Source organism: Mycobacterium sp. 852002-51971_SCH5477799-a, from assembly GCF_001667145.1.
Lineage (GTDB): Bacteria > Actinomycetota > Actinomycetes > Mycobacteriales > Mycobacteriaceae > Mycobacterium.
Window position 1 is genome coordinate 129,361 of record NZ_LZIF01000116.1, and the last position, 14,822, is coordinate 144,182.

At 66.9% G+C, this 14,822-nt stretch carries 16 protein-coding genes and 3 pseudogenes; 13 read left to right on the forward strand and 6 right to left on the reverse strand.

Annotated elements, in window-relative coordinates; all coding sequences use genetic code 11:
* The first annotated feature begins 13 nt into the window (after positions 1-13).
* The 3 genes from A5753_RS19710 (at position 14) to A5753_RS19720 (ending at position 2,037) form a co-directional block, all read left to right on the forward strand.
* A complete protein-coding gene (locus A5753_RS19710; RefSeq protein WP_067132003.1) occupies positions 14-1,177 on the forward strand; it encodes an LLM class flavin-dependent oxidoreductase in 1,164 nt (387 codons plus the stop codon).
* A gap of 106 nt (positions 1,178-1,283) precedes the next feature.
* Positions 1,284-1,574, forward strand: a complete 291-nt coding sequence (locus A5753_RS19715; protein ID WP_067132006.1) for a GlsB/YeaQ/YmgE family stress response membrane protein — start codon at positions 1,284-1,286, stop codon at positions 1,572-1,574.
* Between the two features lie 274 nt (positions 1,575-1,848).
* On the forward strand, positions 1,849-2,037 hold the full coding sequence (locus A5753_RS19720; RefSeq protein ID WP_156656167.1) for a hypothetical protein: 189 nt from the start codon (positions 1,849-1,851) through the stop codon (positions 2,035-2,037).
* 242 nt (positions 2,038-2,279) lie between these two features.
* Here the strand turns inward: A5753_RS19720 and A5753_RS19725 are convergent, their stop codons facing one another.
* The gene (locus A5753_RS19725) at positions 2,280-2,747 is read right to left on the reverse strand and encodes an SRPBCC family protein (protein WP_067132011.1); all 468 of its coding nucleotides are present in this window, start codon (positions 2,745-2,747) and stop codon (positions 2,280-2,282) included.
* Positions 2,748-2,955: 208 nt separating this feature from the next.
* Here A5753_RS19725 and A5753_RS19730 point away from each other — a divergent pair.
* Together A5753_RS19730 and A5753_RS19735 are read left to right on the forward strand one after the other, a co-directional pair.
* Positions 2,956-4,108 (forward strand): annotated as a pseudogene (locus A5753_RS19730) (hypothetical protein).
* A gap of 126 nt (positions 4,109-4,234) precedes the next feature.
* Positions 4,235-4,906: a hypothetical protein gene (locus tag A5753_RS19735; RefSeq protein ID WP_067132014.1), complete on the forward strand. Its 672-nt coding sequence runs from the start codon at positions 4,235-4,237 to the stop codon at positions 4,904-4,906.
* A 17-nt stretch (positions 4,907-4,923) separates the two neighbouring features.
* On the opposite strand, the gene A5753_RS19740 is transcribed toward A5753_RS19735, so the two are convergent.
* Positions 4,924-5,694 carry an SDR family oxidoreductase gene (locus A5753_RS19740; protein WP_067132017.1) on the reverse strand — a complete coding sequence of 257 codons (771 nt, stop codon included), beginning with the start codon at positions 5,692-5,694 and terminating at the stop codon, positions 4,924-4,926.
* Between the two features lie 57 nt (positions 5,695-5,751).
* On the opposite strand from A5753_RS19740, the gene A5753_RS19745 reads away from it, so the two are divergent.
* Entirely contained in the window at positions 5,752-6,228 is a 477-nt protein-coding gene (locus tag A5753_RS19745) for a nuclear transport factor 2 family protein (protein ID WP_067132020.1), read from the forward strand.
* 67 nt (positions 6,229-6,295) lie between these two features.
* Here A5753_RS19745 and A5753_RS19750 read toward each other — a convergent pair whose 3' ends face one another.
* Both A5753_RS19750 and A5753_RS19755 read right to left on the reverse strand, forming a co-directional pair.
* Complete coding sequence (locus tag A5753_RS19750; RefSeq protein WP_067132023.1) at positions 6,296-7,036, reverse strand: DJ-1/PfpI family protein; 741 nt, start codon at positions 7,034-7,036, stop codon at positions 6,296-6,298.
* A gap of 18 nt (positions 7,037-7,054) precedes the next feature.
* Positions 7,055-8,005, reverse strand: a complete 951-nt coding sequence (locus A5753_RS19755; protein WP_067132525.1) for a GlxA family transcriptional regulator — start codon at positions 8,003-8,005, stop codon at positions 7,055-7,057.
* A 111-nt stretch (positions 8,006-8,116) separates the two neighbouring features.
* On the opposite strand from A5753_RS19755, the gene tpx reads away from it, so the two are divergent.
* Complete coding sequence (gene tpx, locus A5753_RS19760) at positions 8,117-8,611, forward strand: thiol peroxidase (protein WP_067132026.1); 495 nt, start codon at positions 8,117-8,119, stop codon at positions 8,609-8,611.
* 23 nt (positions 8,612-8,634) lie between these two features.
* Here tpx and A5753_RS19765 read toward each other — a convergent pair.
* Together A5753_RS19765 and A5753_RS19770 are read right to left on the reverse strand one after the other, a co-directional pair.
* Positions 8,635-9,281, reverse strand: a pseudogene (locus A5753_RS19765) (NAD(P)H-dependent flavin oxidoreductase).
* Positions 9,282-9,358: 77 nt separating this feature from the next.
* A complete protein-coding gene (locus tag A5753_RS19770; RefSeq protein ID WP_067132526.1) occupies positions 9,359-9,739 on the reverse strand; it encodes an NYN domain-containing protein in 381 nt (126 codons plus the stop codon).
* 75 nt (positions 9,740-9,814) lie between these two features.
* On the opposite strand from A5753_RS19770, the gene A5753_RS19775 reads away from it, so the two are divergent.
* The 6 genes and pseudogenes from A5753_RS19775 (at position 9,815) to A5753_RS19800 (ending at position 14,752) form a co-directional block, all read left to right on the forward strand.
* Complete coding sequence (locus tag A5753_RS19775; RefSeq protein ID WP_067132029.1) at positions 9,815-10,999, forward strand: acyl-CoA dehydrogenase family protein; 1,185 nt, start codon at positions 9,815-9,817, stop codon at positions 10,997-10,999.
* Positions 11,000-11,017: 18 nt separating this feature from the next.
* On the forward strand, positions 11,018-11,920 hold the full coding sequence (locus A5753_RS19780) for an NAD(P)-dependent oxidoreductase (RefSeq protein ID WP_067132032.1): 903 nt from the start codon (positions 11,018-11,020) through the stop codon (positions 11,918-11,920).
* A gap of 98 nt (positions 11,921-12,018) precedes the next feature.
* Positions 12,019-12,243, forward strand: a pseudogene (locus A5753_RS19785) (glycerol acyltransferase); the annotation flags it as partial.
* Between the two features lie 73 nt (positions 12,244-12,316).
* Complete coding sequence (locus A5753_RS19790) at positions 12,317-12,769, forward strand: helix-turn-helix transcriptional regulator (RefSeq protein WP_067132038.1); 453 nt, start codon at positions 12,317-12,319, stop codon at positions 12,767-12,769.
* 4 nt (positions 12,770-12,773) lie between these two features.
* A complete protein-coding gene (locus A5753_RS19795) occupies positions 12,774-13,184 on the forward strand; it encodes a VOC family protein (RefSeq protein ID WP_067132040.1) in 411 nt (136 codons plus the stop codon).
* 113 nt (positions 13,185-13,297) lie between these two features.
* On the forward strand, positions 13,298-14,752 hold the full coding sequence (locus A5753_RS19800; RefSeq protein ID WP_067132043.1) for an aldehyde dehydrogenase: 1,455 nt from the start codon (positions 13,298-13,300) through the stop codon (positions 14,750-14,752).
* Positions 14,753-14,822: the final 70 nt, after the last annotated feature.

The window sequence follows — 14,822 nt, forward strand, 5'->3', positions numbered from 1 at the left end:
CAAGGGGACTTCAATGTCGAAGCTCAGATTCGGATATTTCATCGCCCCGTTCCACCGCTCGGGCACGAACCCGACGCTGGCATTGCAACGAGATCTACAGTTCGTCGAGCACCTCGACGCGCTCGGCTTCGACGAAGTCTGGTTGGGCGAACACCACTCGGCCGGCAGCGAAATCATCAGTTCCCCAGAGATTTTCATAGCCGCCGCCGCCGAACGCGCAAAGCGCATCCGCTTCGGCACCGGGGTCATCTCGCTGTCGTATCACAATCCGCTCTGGGTCGCCGACCGGCTGATGCTGCTGGATCACCTGACGCACGGCCGCATCATCGGCGGTGTGGGACCAGGCTCGCTGCCCAGTGACTCGTCCATGATCGGACTCACCCCGACCGACACCCGAGAGCTGCTGGAAACCAACCTCGACATCGTCGTGCGATTGCTGGCGGGCGAGACCGTCAGCGCGAAAACCGCCACCCACCAACTCTTCGATGCCAAGCTGCAACTCGCGCCCTACTCGGACGGCGGCATCCCGTTGGCGGTCGCCGCCGTCGCCTCGCCGACGGGCGCTCGGCTGGCCGGCAAGCACGGCATCGGGCTGCTGTCCATCGGGGCGACTCTGACCGTCGAGGGCTTCAACGCGCTGTCCTATCACTGGGACATCGTCGAGGAGCGCGCCGCGACCTTCGGCACGCGGGTCGACCGCAAAGACTGGAGCCTGGTCGGTTTGTTCCACCTCGCCGAGACCGAGAAGCAGGCTCGGGAAGAAGTCAAGTTCGGCATCGAGCCATGGTTCCGGTACTTCCAGAAGGTGGCCGCCTTCCCGCAGATGACGATGCCGGGAGAGCAACTCGACGAAATGATCGACGTCATCAACGAGAACGGCGCGGGCGTCATCGGCACGCCCGATAGGGCGCGCGAACAGGTGCAGCGGTTGTGGGATCAGTCTGGTGGTTTTGGCTGCATGCTGCAGATGGGGCACGAGTGGGCTAACCCCGCCGCAACTCGACGGTCCGCGGAATTGTTCGCCGCCGAAGTCATGCCACATTTTCAGGGGCAGGCGCAGCCCACGCTGGATGCTGCCGCGCGTGCCGGTCAGGCTCGGGAGGCGTTGGCGCAGTCGCAGTTAGACGCCGTGGCGCACATGACCGAGAAATACGAGAGCGAAAAAACGGCCCAGTAGCCAAGTCTCACCCGTTGCACGTATGCGTTACAAGTCGCCAATTCAGGGGAACCCGTAGTCGAAGATGGGGCCCACTCGGGGCGCCGTTACGACAGGAGTTGAAGCGATGATCGGGTCAATAATCCTCGCCATCGTTGTGGGTGCGCTCATCGGCTTGATTGCGCGTCTCCTCATGCCGGGCAAACAAGACATCGGCATGATCATGACCATTGCGCTCGGTGCCCTCGGCGGCTTGATCGGCTCATGGGCGGCTAGCCAGTTCGGCTACCACAACGCCAATGGCGGAATCGCCTGGGTTCCATTTCTGATTGGAATCGGGGCTGCCATCGTCCTCATCGCGATCTGGGAAACGGTGCGGGGCCGCCGTACCCGCCGCGCGGGGTTGCTTCGCCGGTAACGACTGAGGCCAAGGCGATCGGTGCTGCAGACACCGATGCTCAACCCCGTGGCGCGCAAGCAACAGCAGCGGGCGCGGTGGCGTATCGGTGGACCTAGGCAAGGTCGACCCCGTGACACCAGGCGTGGTGATGCCGCCACGCCTGGTGTCGCCGCGTCTGATCGATGATTCCGGCGCGTTTAGCGCTTAAGGACCACTCCAGGCGGGTACACGCGGGAAAACGGGGCGACCAATGCTCTCTGGAGGGACCGGCCTCATGCTCAGGCAACACGCGATGCGCGACACCGACAAGGACCTGCAGACGGTCGCGGCCATCCGCCTGGCGGCTCTTCGCCGCGCGGCCCGAGCTCAGGAGCGGCAGCGGCCCAATCCGCTGCCGTCCACAGACATTGCGAATGCCTCGCCGAGTGAACATCTGGCGGCGCACTCCGGTTGGGAATTTCTCCTCCAGGTACCAGCCTGAATCGCCGGCGTCGATAGGCACGGCTGGGGCTCCGCGTGTCCGCGGCCGCCGTCCGGCTTTACATCGAGGCGACAGCCGCGCCTCAGGTTGCACGGCGCCGCGCAGCAAGCCCAAGAACAAAACGGCAGTTCAACCAGAACATGCAGCAGCAACAAACCTACGAGAACGAGTTCAACAATCGTGAATCGTGAATCGAAGCGTGGCGGCCGCTTTGCGCGGCCGTCATGCGCTTTGCCGGAAAGCTAGCGGCCGCCGGCGGATTCGCGCTCGGCCGCCTTCACCAGGCGGCTTGCGAAGAATCGGACGGCTCCGCCCATGGCGGCGCGCATCAGCGGGCCCGTCCCGCGAACACCTTCGGTGAACGACCCCGTCCAGCGGATGTCGGTTCCGCCCGCCGCGTTAGGCGTCAGGACCACTTCGCCGGAGTAATCCTTGGCCGGGCTGGGCGGCCCCACCAGCTTGTAGGCGTGGCGACGATCCTGCTCGTACTCGACCGTCTCCTCCTGCACGTAGACCGGCCACATGCCCACCTTGCGGATGGCCCCGATCCCGCCCGGAGCGGGGTCGCCCTCGCGGGCCCAACTCGAGTGCACCACGATCGGCTTGGCCCACCGCGACCAATTGGCTCCGTCGGCCACCAACCGGAACAGCGTCGCGGCGGGCGCACTGCTGGTGCGGGTGACTACGAACGAATAGTTGCGGCCCGGCATGACAACTCCTGGTGGTAGCGAACGCGCGGCCGTGGACGCCGCTCGCCGGTAGGCTACCGCCCGCGCCGGGTGTCGGCCGGATCGGGTTGAGCGTCGCCGCCGCGCCGATGATCGAAAGCCTGCCGGAATCGGCGAATGCGCCCGCCGCTCTTGATGATTGCCGATTCACGGCAGCGGGGCCATCGGATCGGCTGCCTAGACTGCAGAAATGGATCGCGATTCCCGGCAGGACGGCCCAGATGGCCTACTCCGGATCGAGGACTGCCTGGACGCTGGGGGCCGCGTCGTGCTGCCGCCCGGCGTCAACCTGATATCACTCATCGACCGCAACATCGCGAACGTCGGTGACACCGTGGCGTATCGCTACCTCGATTACCGCCGTTCGGCCGATGGGGATGCCCAGGAGGTGACGTGGAGCCGGTTTGGTGTCCGGCTGGAAGCCATTGGGGCGCGCGTCCAGCAAGCCGCCGGTCGCGGCGAGCGCGTTGCGGTCACCATCGCAGTCCCGCTATTTGCCCCGGAGCTGCCCGGGCACGCCGAACGGCTTGATACCGCGCTGCGCGATTCCGAACCCACGGCCATACTCACGACGACTCCCGCGCGAGAGGCGGTGGAGACGTTCCTGGACGGCCACCCGCACCTGCGCCGGCCGCGGGAACGCGGTGCGCGTCGACGCGGATTCCCCCAACGCCGTCGCGCAGGTGTCGTGCGGACAAGTCGCGCGCAGCGAATGGGCCGTCATCGTCGACGCCGCCGGCGGATCCGAGTTGCCGGACGGCGCGGTCGGCGAAATCTGGTTGCAGGGCAACAACCTCGGACGCGGTTACTGGGGCCTGCCGGACGATACGCGGCGGGCGTTCGGCGCCCCGCTGCGATCGCGGCTCACCGAGGGCAGCCACGCCGAGGGTGCCTCTCTGGGCCGCACCTGGTTGCGCACCGGCGACTTGGGCGTGTATCTCGACGGTGAGCTGTACGTGACCGGCCGGATCGCGGACCTGGTGACGATCGACGGCCGCAACCACTACCCCCAACACATCGAGGCCACCGCCGCCGAGGCGTCCGAAATGGTGCGGCGCGGATACGTGACGGCGTTTGCCGTGCCGGATGGCGATGCTCCGGATGCCGCCCAGCTCGTCGTCGTCGCCGAACGCGCCGCGGGCACCAGCCGTCAGGATCCGCAGCCGGCGGTCGAGTCAATCCGCGCAGCGGTCGCGCGGCGGCACGGTCTGACCGTCTCAGACGTGCGCCTGCTGGCGGCCGGTGCCATCCCACGGACCACCAGCGGCAAGCTGGCCCGACCGGCCTGCCGGGCGGAATATCTCGGCGCACCCTGGGCGTCCGCTGATCGGCGAGCCGAATGATGAACCGGCTCGGCTTTCAGCTTGGCAGCGATCCGCGTGAACTGGCCTGGCGGCAGGCATCGTTGCGCGATGCGCTCGGGGTGCGCCCGACCGAATGCCGGCCATTCCAGGTGGCATCCTGGCCATGTGGGCTTGCTATTCCGGTTGGCGGAGCTGTTGATCGTGCTCCTGCCCCTGACCGGCGCGATCGTCGCCGCCGTGCGCGCGTTCGGCCGACGGCACCCCGATCGGCAAACGCAGGACATCAACCGAACGCGACCACCCGACCCAACGGCCCACGACGGTGCCGGTGTGAATCAGGCGGCCCAGTGGCGCTCGGTCCGCCGCGTGCTCGACGAGCACGCCCGCACCGATGCGCGCTGGCTCGAATACGAACTCGACGTCGCCAAGCTGCTGGACTTTCCCTTGATGACTGACATGCGCGACGCGAACACCATCGCGTTCCACAAAGCCAAGCTGCGGGCCGACTTCCTGCGCCCCACGAAGGCCGAGGATCTGCTCGACGACCGCGAAGGTGCCGCGCAATACATGGCCGCCGTCGAGGATTACGTCACGGCGTTCAACGCCGCCGAGGCCGAAGCGATCCGCAGACGCCGCAACGATTTTTCCCGCGCGGATCAGCAGCGAATTGCGCGGGCGCAGAGCCTGTTCAGAGTCGCCGCCGACCCCGCGGCGGCAGCGCATGAACGCCAGCGCGCATACGATGTGGCCCGCAACGAACTCGACGGTCTGCTGGTGCTGCCGTCGACGACACAGACGAACCTCGAGCGCGGGATCTCCGGCGAGCTGGAGCGATAGCCGACTGAGCGCGTGAGCTAGGGGCAGGTGTATCCGCCGTCGATGACGACGTCCGAACCGGTCATATAGCTGGAAGCCTCGCTGGCCAGATAGACGTAGAGGCCGGTGAGCTCTTCGGGGCGGCCGATGCGGCCGAGCGGTATCTTCGGCTCCCATTGGTGGTGATACTCCGTCAACGGCTCGACGAGCTCGGTCAAGATGTAGCCGGGGCTGACGCTGTTGACCCGAATGTTGTGCGGCGCCAACTCGACTGCCATCGCCTTGGTCAGGTGGATGACGGCCGCCTTCGACGCGCAGTAGTGGCCGACCTGCTGCGGGACGTTGATGATGCTGCCCGACATCGAGGCGGTGTTGATGATGACGCCACCGCGCCCCTGAGCCACCATCGCCCGGGCCGCCGATTGCGCGGTCAGGAACACACCGGTCACGTTGGTGTCCTGGATGCGCTGAAATTCTTCGGGCGACATCTCCAGCATCGGAACGACCGTGATGATGCCGGCGTTGCAGACCGCGATGTCGATGCCGCCCAGCTCCGCGACCACCCGATTCACCATGCTGTTCACCTGCTCGGGTCGGGTCACGTCGCACTGGATCGGCACCACCTTGCCGCCGCCGTCCGCGGCCAGCTCGTCCGCCACGCCTTGCAGCGCCTCGACGTTCCGGGCCGCGATGGCCACATCGGCGCCGGCTTGTGCGTAGGCCTGGGCCACTTTCCGGCCGATACCGCTGGACGCCCCGGTGACCAACGCCCTCTTGCCACTCAGGTCGAACAAGTCCAAGACGTTCATCCGAGATCCCCATTCATCCGAGCGACCCAAACCGAAACCCGTTCTAGTGTGTCCGCTATGGGCAAATTCAGCAGGGCAGAAATCGATAACGCCTTCGACAACTACACCAAAGTCGTCGAAGGGTGCAGCGCCTCGGGCGACTGGCGACCGTTTGCGGATCTGTTCACCGAGGACGTCGTCTACACCGAGCATCACTACGGTGTCTTTCGCGGGCGCGAAGCGGTCCGCGACTGGATCGTCGCGGTGATGGCGCCGTTCCCGCACATGCGTTTTCCCAACGACTGGGTCGCCCATGACGACGACAACGACGCCGTCGTCGTCATGATCAAGAACCTGCTGGACCACCCGACCGACCCGAAAGGTGAACCGTTCTGGTTCCCGAACTGGACCCGGCTGGTTTACGCGGGCAACGGGCTGTTCTCCAGCGAGGAAGACATCTACAACCCCGACCGTGACGCTCCCGGAGTCGTTTCGGCCTGGATGCAGGCCGGCGGCCGGCTGGCCACGACCGAGATCCTGCAACCAGGCGCTTGACGCCTGGTGTCGGGCGCGAGAGTGCTTGCGCGCGAAGCGCTATCACCGACGCTAATGCTTTCCCGATTCACCTCATCCTCTCCAGCGGCCGCCTGCGCCGCCGCGACCGGACCTTGCCCAGCGCCTGCTCCCAGGCGAGCAAGGTCGTGGCCTTCACGTTGGCGGGTTTCACGCTGTCGCGGGAGAGCAGCGCCGTCGCGGCGGCCTTTGTGGTCGCGGACGCCTTCGACATATGACCCGAGTCGAACGGCGGCTGTGGGTCGTATTCGAGCGCGAGTTGAATCGCCTTCGCGCGGGATTCGCCGCCGATCCGTCCGGCCAGCCACAGCGCGAGGTCGAGCCCGGCGGACACGCCCGCGCAGGTGACGATGTCGTCCTGATGCACGATTCGTTCGTCGGCCACGGGAATCGCGCCGAATGCCTTCAGAGCCGGAACGGTCAGCCAGTGCGATGTCGCGCGCCGGCCCTCGAGCAGGCCGGCGGCCGCCAGAATCACCGACCCCGAGCACACCGACGTCGTCCAGCTCGCACTCGGGTGCGCCCGGCGCAACCAGTCGAGCAGCGCCTCGTCACGGGCGTGGACCGGCGTCGACGGGCCGCCGGGGACGAGTATCACGTCGGGGGAGGGGGTTTCGGCGAGCGAGTGGGTGGCGCCGATGACCAGCACACCGGAGTCGGCGGTGATCGGCCCGGCTTCGTGCCACACGAAACGCACCTCGGCGCTGGGCAGGTTGCGCAGCACCTCGTACGGGCCGATCATGTCCAGCGCGGTGAATCCCGGATAGGCCACGATGGCGATTTGGGTCATGGTGTCGTCCTTTCGGTCTCAGGCGAAGGCCTTGCGGTATTGGTCGGGCGAAATGCCCACGCGGCGAAGGAAATTCCGTCGCATGGTTTCCGCCGTGCCGAAGCCACACCGGGCGGCGATCGCGACGACCGTGTCGTCGGTCTCCTCTAACTGCCGGCGCGCGGCTTCGGTGCGGATGCGTTCGACGTATTGGCCGGGCGCCTCACCGATCTCGGCGGTGAACACCCGGGTGAAGTGGCGCGGGCTCATCGCGGCCCGGCGAGCCAGATCCTCGACGCTGTGCGGGCGGCCCGGCTCGGCCTCGATCGTCTCCTGCACCTCGCGGATCGAGTCCCTTCTGGCCCGCGGCATCCAGACTGGCGCCGCGAACTGTGTCTGCCCGCCCGGCCGGCGCAGGTACAGCACGAGCCAGCGCGCGACCGTCTGCGCGAGCTCGGTGCCGTGGTCGTCCTCGACCAGCGCGAGCGTGAGGTCGATGCCCGCGGTTACGCCCGCGGCGGTCCATACCGTCTCCGAGCTCCGCACGAAGATCGGGTCGGCATCGACGTCGATGGCGGGGAATTCGTCGGCTAACCGGTCGGCGAAGGCCCAATGGGTGGTCACGCGGTGCCCGTCCAGCAGACCCGCCTCGGCCGCGAGAAACGCACCGGTGCATACCGTCACGATGCGCCGGGCGTGTGCGGCGACGGTCTTGATCCAGGCGACCAGCTCGGCGTCGGCACGTGCGGCGTCGACACCGGCGCCACCGGGCAGCACGACCGTGTCGATCCGGTCGTCCGGCTCCGGTAATGGCGAGGCCACGAAGGCCAGGCCAGTGGCCGTCTGCACCGACTGCCCAGCGACCGAAGCCATCACGACCTCGTAGCCGCCGCCGGTCAACAGCGACGCGCCGCTGAACACGTCATACGGGCCCACCACATCGAGCGCCTGCACGCCGGGAAACCCGACGATCACCACCTTGCGAGCCATGGATTCAGTGTTGGGCACGCAGGGGTGTGTCGTCTACGCCATGTAACCCACCAATCAGGACATGGGGACCTGCCCCGTGGCGGCTGCGGGCGCCTTGGCAGACTGTTGCGCATGGCACAGATAACGTTGCGTGGAAACCCGATCAACACTGTCGGCGAGCTGCCTGCCGTCGGATCCAAAGCCCCGGCCTTCAGTCTGGTCGGCGGCGATCTGGCGCCGGTGAGCAGCGAGCAATTCGGCGGTAAGCCTGTGGTGCTCAACATCTTTCCGTCCATCGATACACCGGTGTGCGCCACCAGCGTGCGCACCTTCAACGAGCGCGCCGCGGGCGGCGGGGCGACCGTGGTGAACGTCTCGAAGGACCTGCCGTTCGCGCAGGCGCGCTTCTGTGGCGCCGAGGGCATCGAGAACGTCAAGACCGGTTCGGCGTTCCGCGACAGCTTCGGTGAGGACTATGGGGTCACCATCACGGACGGTCCGATGGCGGGCTTACTCGCCCGGGCCATCGTGGTGGTCGGCGCCGACGGCAATGTCGCCTACACCGAACTGGTGCCCGAGATCGCGCAGGAGCCCGACTACGACGCCGCTCTCGCGGCGGCGGGCTGATCTTCGCCAGCCGGCATCTTGAGCTAGGGCTCGCCCACTCGCTCAGATGTGGCTGCCAGCACCTCGCGGCAGCCTCGCCCCATCTCCTTGATGATGTCGGCGGCCGGCGGCAGGTCCTGAATGCGCCCGGCCACCTGACCGGTGTTGGCGACGCTGGCGTCCAGGTCGCCGTCGAAGTAGAGCCGCTGCACGCGTTGTAGTGCCGCGGCGCCCTCTGCGGCAGACGTCGCGGTGTCGAGCCGCTCGGCGGCGGCCGTGCGGATGACGCGCATCATCCGGGTGCCGTCGAGGGGGAGCATCACCGTGCCGGTCTCGTCGGCGTCGACCACCGCCTGCTTGAGGTTGCCGTGCACCGGCGAGTCCGCCGACGCCAGCAGCCGGGTGCCCATCTGCACCGCTTCGGCGCCGAGAACAAAAGCCGCCGCCATGGACCGCGCGTCGCAGATCCCACCGGCGGCCACGATCGGGAGGTCGACATGGCGACAAGCAATTGCAGCATCGCTAGGTCACGGTTGAACAGCAACGCGATGTTCGCGCCGACCGCCCCGCCGGTCAGCTCGCGCACCCGTCGCAGGTCGGCTCGGCCCTGGTCCGAGGTGGTCTCGATGATGCCCAGCGCACCGGCGTTCGACACGGCCGCGGCCAGCTGGGCCCCGGCAATGTACGTCATCGGCGCCTGGATGATCGGAATGTCGACGTGTGCAAGCGCGCAGACCCGGTTGGGTGCGCCGCTGGAATTGCCAGGGGTCATCTGCGCCGCGGATCGATCAAGTCGCGGAAGCTTTCCGACCGGCGGACGGACGCACCGAGACTTCGCACCCGCTCGGTCAACGCTCGGTCCGATGTCACGACGGCAATGTCGTGCGGCGCAGCATCGGCCGCGACCAGCCGGACGATCTCGTCGTCGGCCGAGTTCGCGGCCGCCCTGGGTGCGTGCGCGACCTCGACCACCGATGATGTGATGGCGCTCGACGGCGGTCGTTCAAAAACCACTGTCACCGTTTCCCCTTGGCCCGACGCCCATCGATCCAGTCTTTCCACCAATGTGACCATGGCACCGTTGCGGTCTTTCCACCAGCCATCGGGACGACTTCCGATCACATTCATGCCGTCGACAATCCACCGCACCACCACACCGTAAACGACGTGGCGCGACGGGTGATTCCATTCTTAAAGCCATCGGTGGTTGATACGGTCACCCTCATGACCTCGATCGCCGACACCGAAGACCGGGTTGTCGCGCTGGCCCGCGGTATGCGGGAGCTGGTGCGCGCCGAAGCCGCCGAATCCGAGCGGATGCGCACCCTCACCCCGGCGATCGTCGATGCGATGTGGGCCGGCGGGCTGATGTCGGCGTTCAACCCGGTACCGGCCGGTGGCATCGAGCCGTCGTTCACCGAGATGATCGAGACCTGGATCGAAATGGCTTGGCAGGATGGGTCATTCGGTTGGGTGGGGATCGCCAATCTGCCATCGTCGTTCGCCGCGGCCGCATACCTGCCCGATGACGGCTTCGCCGAGGTGTTCACCGCGCACGACAACCGGGTCACCATGGGCGGCCAGTTCTTCCCCAACGGACAAGGCGCCGCCGTCGACGGCGGCTACCTGGTGACCGGCGCGTGGAACTTCGGTTCGGGCATCGGTCACTCGGAATACGTTGCGGCCGGTTTCCTGCCGATGCACGACGGTCAGATGCGCTGGATCAGTGAGGGTTTCCCCGAAATGCGGGTCGCCGTGATTCCGCGGGCGGAGATCAGTTTCAACGATGGCTGGTTCGTGCAAGGGCTGAAGGGAACCGGTTCCTACGACTACAGCGCGCAGGAGGTTTTCGTTCCCGAGAGCCGCACGTTCGAACTGTTCGTGCGTCAGCCCTACCGCGGAACGTCGCCGGCCACCCGGATGGGACTGATGCCCGTGACCGCCGCCGGGCACGCGTCGTGGGCGCTGGGCGTGGCCAAGAGCATGCTCGACGATGTCCAAGAGCTGGCCGCGTCGAAGTTTCGCATGAGCGACATGGCGTCGCTGGCCAGCCGCCCGACCTTCCAGAAGGGTCTGGCGCATCACCGCGCGGCGTGGCGTGCGGCTCGCCTCTTGGTGCTCGACGCATTCACCACCGCCGAGGCGGCGGTCGAGTCGGGGGAGGACCTGACACCGGCGCTGCGCGCCGACATGCGGGTGGCCGCCGTCTATGCCACCGACACTGCCCGCGGCTGCGCCGAGTGGGCGCATCTGGTCGCCGGGACCAGCTCGATCCGCGAGGGCAGCCGGTTGGAGCGCGCCTTCCGCGACATCTACACCGGAACGCAGCACGCCTTCATCAGCGAGAAGGTCGCCATCGACGCCGCCCAGATCTGGCTGGGCATCATCGACGACCAGCCCGGGCTGTAACCCGTTACCATTGCGCGCATGCGCGGCGCAAAAATCCTGATCACCGGCCCGACCGGTCAAATCGCCACCCCCATCGCCCGGGCGCTTGCCGGCGACAACGAGGTCTGGGGGATCGCCCGTTTCACCGACGCCGCCGCGCGCGTAGGCCTCGAGAAGGCCGGGATCCGTTGCGAGAAGGTGAATCTCGCGGCCGGCGACTTCACCGGTCTGCCAACCGATTTCGACTATGTCCTCAACCTGGCGGTGGCCAAGAGCGGAAGCTGGGACAAAGACCTTGCGGCCAACGCGGAGTCGGTCGGCCTGCTGATGGCCCACTGTCGCACCGCGAAGGCCTTCCTGCATTGCTCGTCGGCGGCCGTGTACGACCCGCCGGACGACGAGCCGCGCAGCGAGCGGTCCGCCCTGGGCGACAACCACAAGTCACTCTTTCCCACCTATTCCATTTCCAAGATCGCCGGGGAAGTGGTGGCCCGGTCGGCGGCTCGCATTCTCGGCCTCCCCACCACGATCGCGCGGCTCAATGTTCCCTACGGCGACAACGGCGGTTGGCCGTTCTACCACATGGAGATGATGCTGGGCGGCATCCCGATTCCCGTCCCACCCGGTGAACCCGCGCGCTACGACCCGATTCACGAGGACGACATCATCGCCACCATCCCGAAGCTGCTCGAGGTCGCGTCGGTCCCGGCGACCACGATCAACTGGTGCGGAGACCAGACCGTCAGCTTGCAGGAGTGGTGCGACTACCTCGGGTCGCTCGTCGGCGCCGAGCCGGTCTTCGAGCCGAGCGAGCAAGCGTTACGCGGCAACCCCACCACCATCGACCGGATGCACGAGCTCATCGGTGGCACCTCGGTCGACTGGCGCGACGGAATCCGTCGGATGGCGGCCAAGTACCATCCGGAGCTGGTCGGCGTCTAATCGGTTGCGGCACAACGTTATCGGCGAGCCCATCAGCCTCGGCCCCGGATAAGGCGGGCCGCGGCCTCCACCGCGGCGCCTACAGCACGTCGGCGCTCGTGGTGAACCTGTCCCGTCCCTACGTCGACGGCCTGGAGAATCTGCCGCCCGACGGCCGATTCCTGTTGGTGGGCAACCACACTCAGCTCGGCTCCGAGGTCTTTCTGATTGCGGACGCGGTACGGCGCGGCATCGGAACGCGGGTACGGCCACTGGCCGACCGAAATTTCGCTCGGCTGCGCGGATTGCCCGCCGATCTGATGGCGGCGTTCGGCGCCACGCTGGCCTGAGGGCGAAACAGCCCGGGAGCGGTGCGCCCTCAACCGGTCGGCCGGTCGGCGTGGCAGCATCACACGGATGACCAGCACACCGGACGCCGCGGCGCAGCGCCTGCGTACCCTGGTCCTGTTGCGCCGCGTTCGGGACCGCATCGACCGGGACTACCGGCAGCCGTTGGACGTCGAAGCGCTCGCGCGCGGGGTGCACATGTCCGCCGGCCACCTCAGCCGCGAATTCCGGCGCGCCTACGGCGAATCGCCGTACTCCTATCTGATGACTCGACGCATCGAGCGAGCGATGGCGCTGCTGCGCCGCGGCGATCTGAGCGTCACCGAGGTGTGCTTCGCGGTCGGCTGCTCGTCCTTGGGCACCTTCAGCACCCGATTCACCGAACTGGTCGGTGTGCTGCCCAGCACGTACCGGCGCCAAGCTGCCGGCGCGCTGGCGGGCATGCCGCCATGCGTGGCCAGACAGGTGACGAGACCGATCAGGAATCGAGAAGCATCCGCCGTCGGACCGCACCTAGCCTGACCGCATGAACATCACCATTCACTCGAGCTTCCTTCCCCACGAGGACCCCGAAGCGTCGCTCGCCTTCTATCGCGACGTGCTCGGCTTCGAGGTTCGCCTCGACGTCGGCAAGGGCACGATGCGCTGGATCACGGTCGGTCCGCCGAACCAACCTGACACGTCCATCGTCTTGAACCCACCCGCCGCCAACCCGGGTATCACCGACGACGAGCGCCGCACCATCGCCGAGATGATGGCGAAGGGCAGCTACGCCACACTGCTGCTGGCCACCAAGGACCTCGACGGCACCTTCGAACGGCTGCAGGCCGGCGACATCGACATCATCCAGGAGCCCACCGACCAGCCGTACGGGCTTCGTGACTGCGCCGTCCGCGATCCCGCGGGAAACCTCATTCGCATCCAACAATTGCGCTGAGCGGATCCCCGTGCGGATGCTTGACCAGCGGTGTGCACAATGCTAAGCAAGTGCTCAGCACTGAGCGCATTTGGGCGCCGGGGCGCCACGACCGGCAATACGAAGGGGATCAGATGACGGTGCAGGCGGTATTGGACGACATTCGCAAGCGCCCCGGAACGGGTGACGTCATCTCGGTCATCGATCCCGCGACCGAGGAGACGATCACCGAATTCACCGACTGCGGCCAAGAGGCGGTCAACGACGCCGCGGCGAAAGCGAAGGCGACCTTCGAGTCGGGGGTCTGGTCGGACCTGCCGGGTCGCGAGCGGGCCAAGATCCTATGGCGGATCGGCGAGCTGATCGACGAGCACGCCGAGGAGTTCGCCCAGCTCGACTCGCTCAACACCGGCATGCCGCTGATGCAGGCCCAGTTGCAGATGTCGACCTGTTCGGAGTTCTTCCGTTACTACGCCGGCTGGTGTTCGAAGATCAACGGTGTCGCATACGACGTGAAGACCGACGGCATTGCGACCGACAACTACGTCAACATGCACGCCTACACGCTCAAAGAGCCGTACAGCGTGGTGGGGCTGATCTTCCCGTGGAACGGTCCGATCTTCAACGCCAGCGCGAAGCTTGCCCCGGCCCTGGCCGCGGGTGGCAGCCTGCTCGTCAAGCCGGCGGAGGAGACGCCGCTGTCGGCGCTGCTGTTGGACCGACTCGTCCACGAGGCCGGCGTGCCCGAGGGCGTGGTCAATCTGCTGACCGGCTACGGCCACACCGCGGGCGCCGCCATCACCGCGCATCCCGACGTCCAAAAGGTCGCCTTCACCGGCTCAACCGAGGTCGGCAAGGAGATCGTGCGGGCCTCGGCTGACAACCTGAAGAAGGTCACGCTCGAACTCGGCGGGAAATCCCCGGTGCTGATCTTCGACGACGCAAACCTGGACAACGCCATCATGATGGCGTCGCTGGGCATCTTCGTGCACTCCGGCCAGGGCTGCGTGTGCGGGTCGCGCATCTTCGCCCAGCGCGGTGTATACGACCGGGTCGTGGAGGGCATTGCGATGATGGCGAATTCGTTCAAGTTGGGCGCCCCTAGCGAGGAGGGCTGCGTCAGCGGCCCACTGATCAGCCAAAAGCAGCTGAACCGGGTCATGGGCTTCATCGACGAGGGCAAGAAGGACGGCGTCGAAGTGGTCACCGGCGGCCACCGACTGGACCGCAAAGGCTACTTCGTCCACCCGACGGTCCTCACCAACGTCGACACCAGCATGCGGCTGTACCAGCAGGAGATCTTCGGTCCGGTGGTCACCATCCTGCCGTTCGACGACGAGGACGAGGCCGTGGCGCTTGCCAACGACACGACCTACGGGCTGGCCGCGACCGCCTGGACGGAGAACCTCGGCCGGGCCCACCGGATCATGAGGCGACTGCAGGCCGGCAGCGTCCAGGTCAACTGCCAGCTGGTCTTCGACCACGATGTGCCATTCGGCGGGTACAAGCAGTCAGGCTGGGGTCACGAGTTCGGCAAAGAGGGCCTCGAGATCTACCTGAAAACGAAGTCGGTCTGGGCCCAGCTCTAGACCTGTTGTCGCTCGCACAACGGAGAAGTCCCGGACCGACCAGGGTCCGGGACTTCTCCGACGGCCGTCG

Excerpts from the sequence above, each read along its gene's own strand:
- A5753_RS19710 (WP_067132003.1), top strand. The coding sequence starts at position 14 with ATGTCGAAGCTCAGATTCGGATATTTCATCGCCCCGTTCCACCGCTCG.
- A5753_RS19715 (WP_067132006.1), top strand. The coding sequence starts at position 1,284 with ATGATCGGGTCAATAATCCTCGCCATCGTTGTGGGTGCGCTCATCGGC.
- A5753_RS19720 (WP_156656167.1), top strand. The coding sequence starts at position 1,849 with ATGCGCGACACCGACAAGGACCTGCAGACGGTCGCGGCCATCCGCCTG.
- A5753_RS19725 (WP_067132011.1), bottom strand. The coding sequence starts at position 2,747 with ATGCCGGGCCGCAACTATTCGTTCGTAGTCACCCGCACCAGCAGTGCG.
- A5753_RS19740 (WP_067132017.1), bottom strand. The coding sequence starts at position 5,694 with ATGAACGTCTTGGACTTGTTCGACCTGAGTGGCAAGAGGGCGTTGGTC.
- A5753_RS19745 (WP_067132020.1), top strand. The coding sequence starts at position 5,752 with ATGGGCAAATTCAGCAGGGCAGAAATCGATAACGCCTTCGACAACTAC.
- A5753_RS19750 (WP_067132023.1), bottom strand. The coding sequence starts at position 7,036 with ATGACCCAAATCGCCATCGTGGCCTATCCGGGATTCACCGCGCTGGAC.
- A5753_RS19755 (WP_067132525.1), bottom strand. The coding sequence starts at position 8,005 with ATGGCTCGCAAGGTGGTGATCGTCGGGTTTCCCGGCGTGCAGGCGCTC.
- tpx (WP_067132026.1), top strand. The coding sequence starts at position 8,117 with ATGGCACAGATAACGTTGCGTGGAAACCCGATCAACACTGTCGGCGAG.
- A5753_RS19775 (WP_067132029.1), top strand. The coding sequence starts at position 9,815 with ATGACCTCGATCGCCGACACCGAAGACCGGGTTGTCGCGCTGGCCCGC.
- A5753_RS19780 (WP_067132032.1), top strand. The coding sequence starts at position 11,018 with ATGCGCGGCGCAAAAATCCTGATCACCGGCCCGACCGGTCAAATCGCC.
- A5753_RS19790 (WP_067132038.1), top strand. The coding sequence starts at position 12,317 with ATGACCAGCACACCGGACGCCGCGGCGCAGCGCCTGCGTACCCTGGTC.
- A5753_RS19795 (WP_067132040.1), top strand. The coding sequence starts at position 12,774 with ATGAACATCACCATTCACTCGAGCTTCCTTCCCCACGAGGACCCCGAA.
- A5753_RS19800 (WP_067132043.1), top strand. The coding sequence starts at position 13,298 with ATGACGGTGCAGGCGGTATTGGACGACATTCGCAAGCGCCCCGGAACG.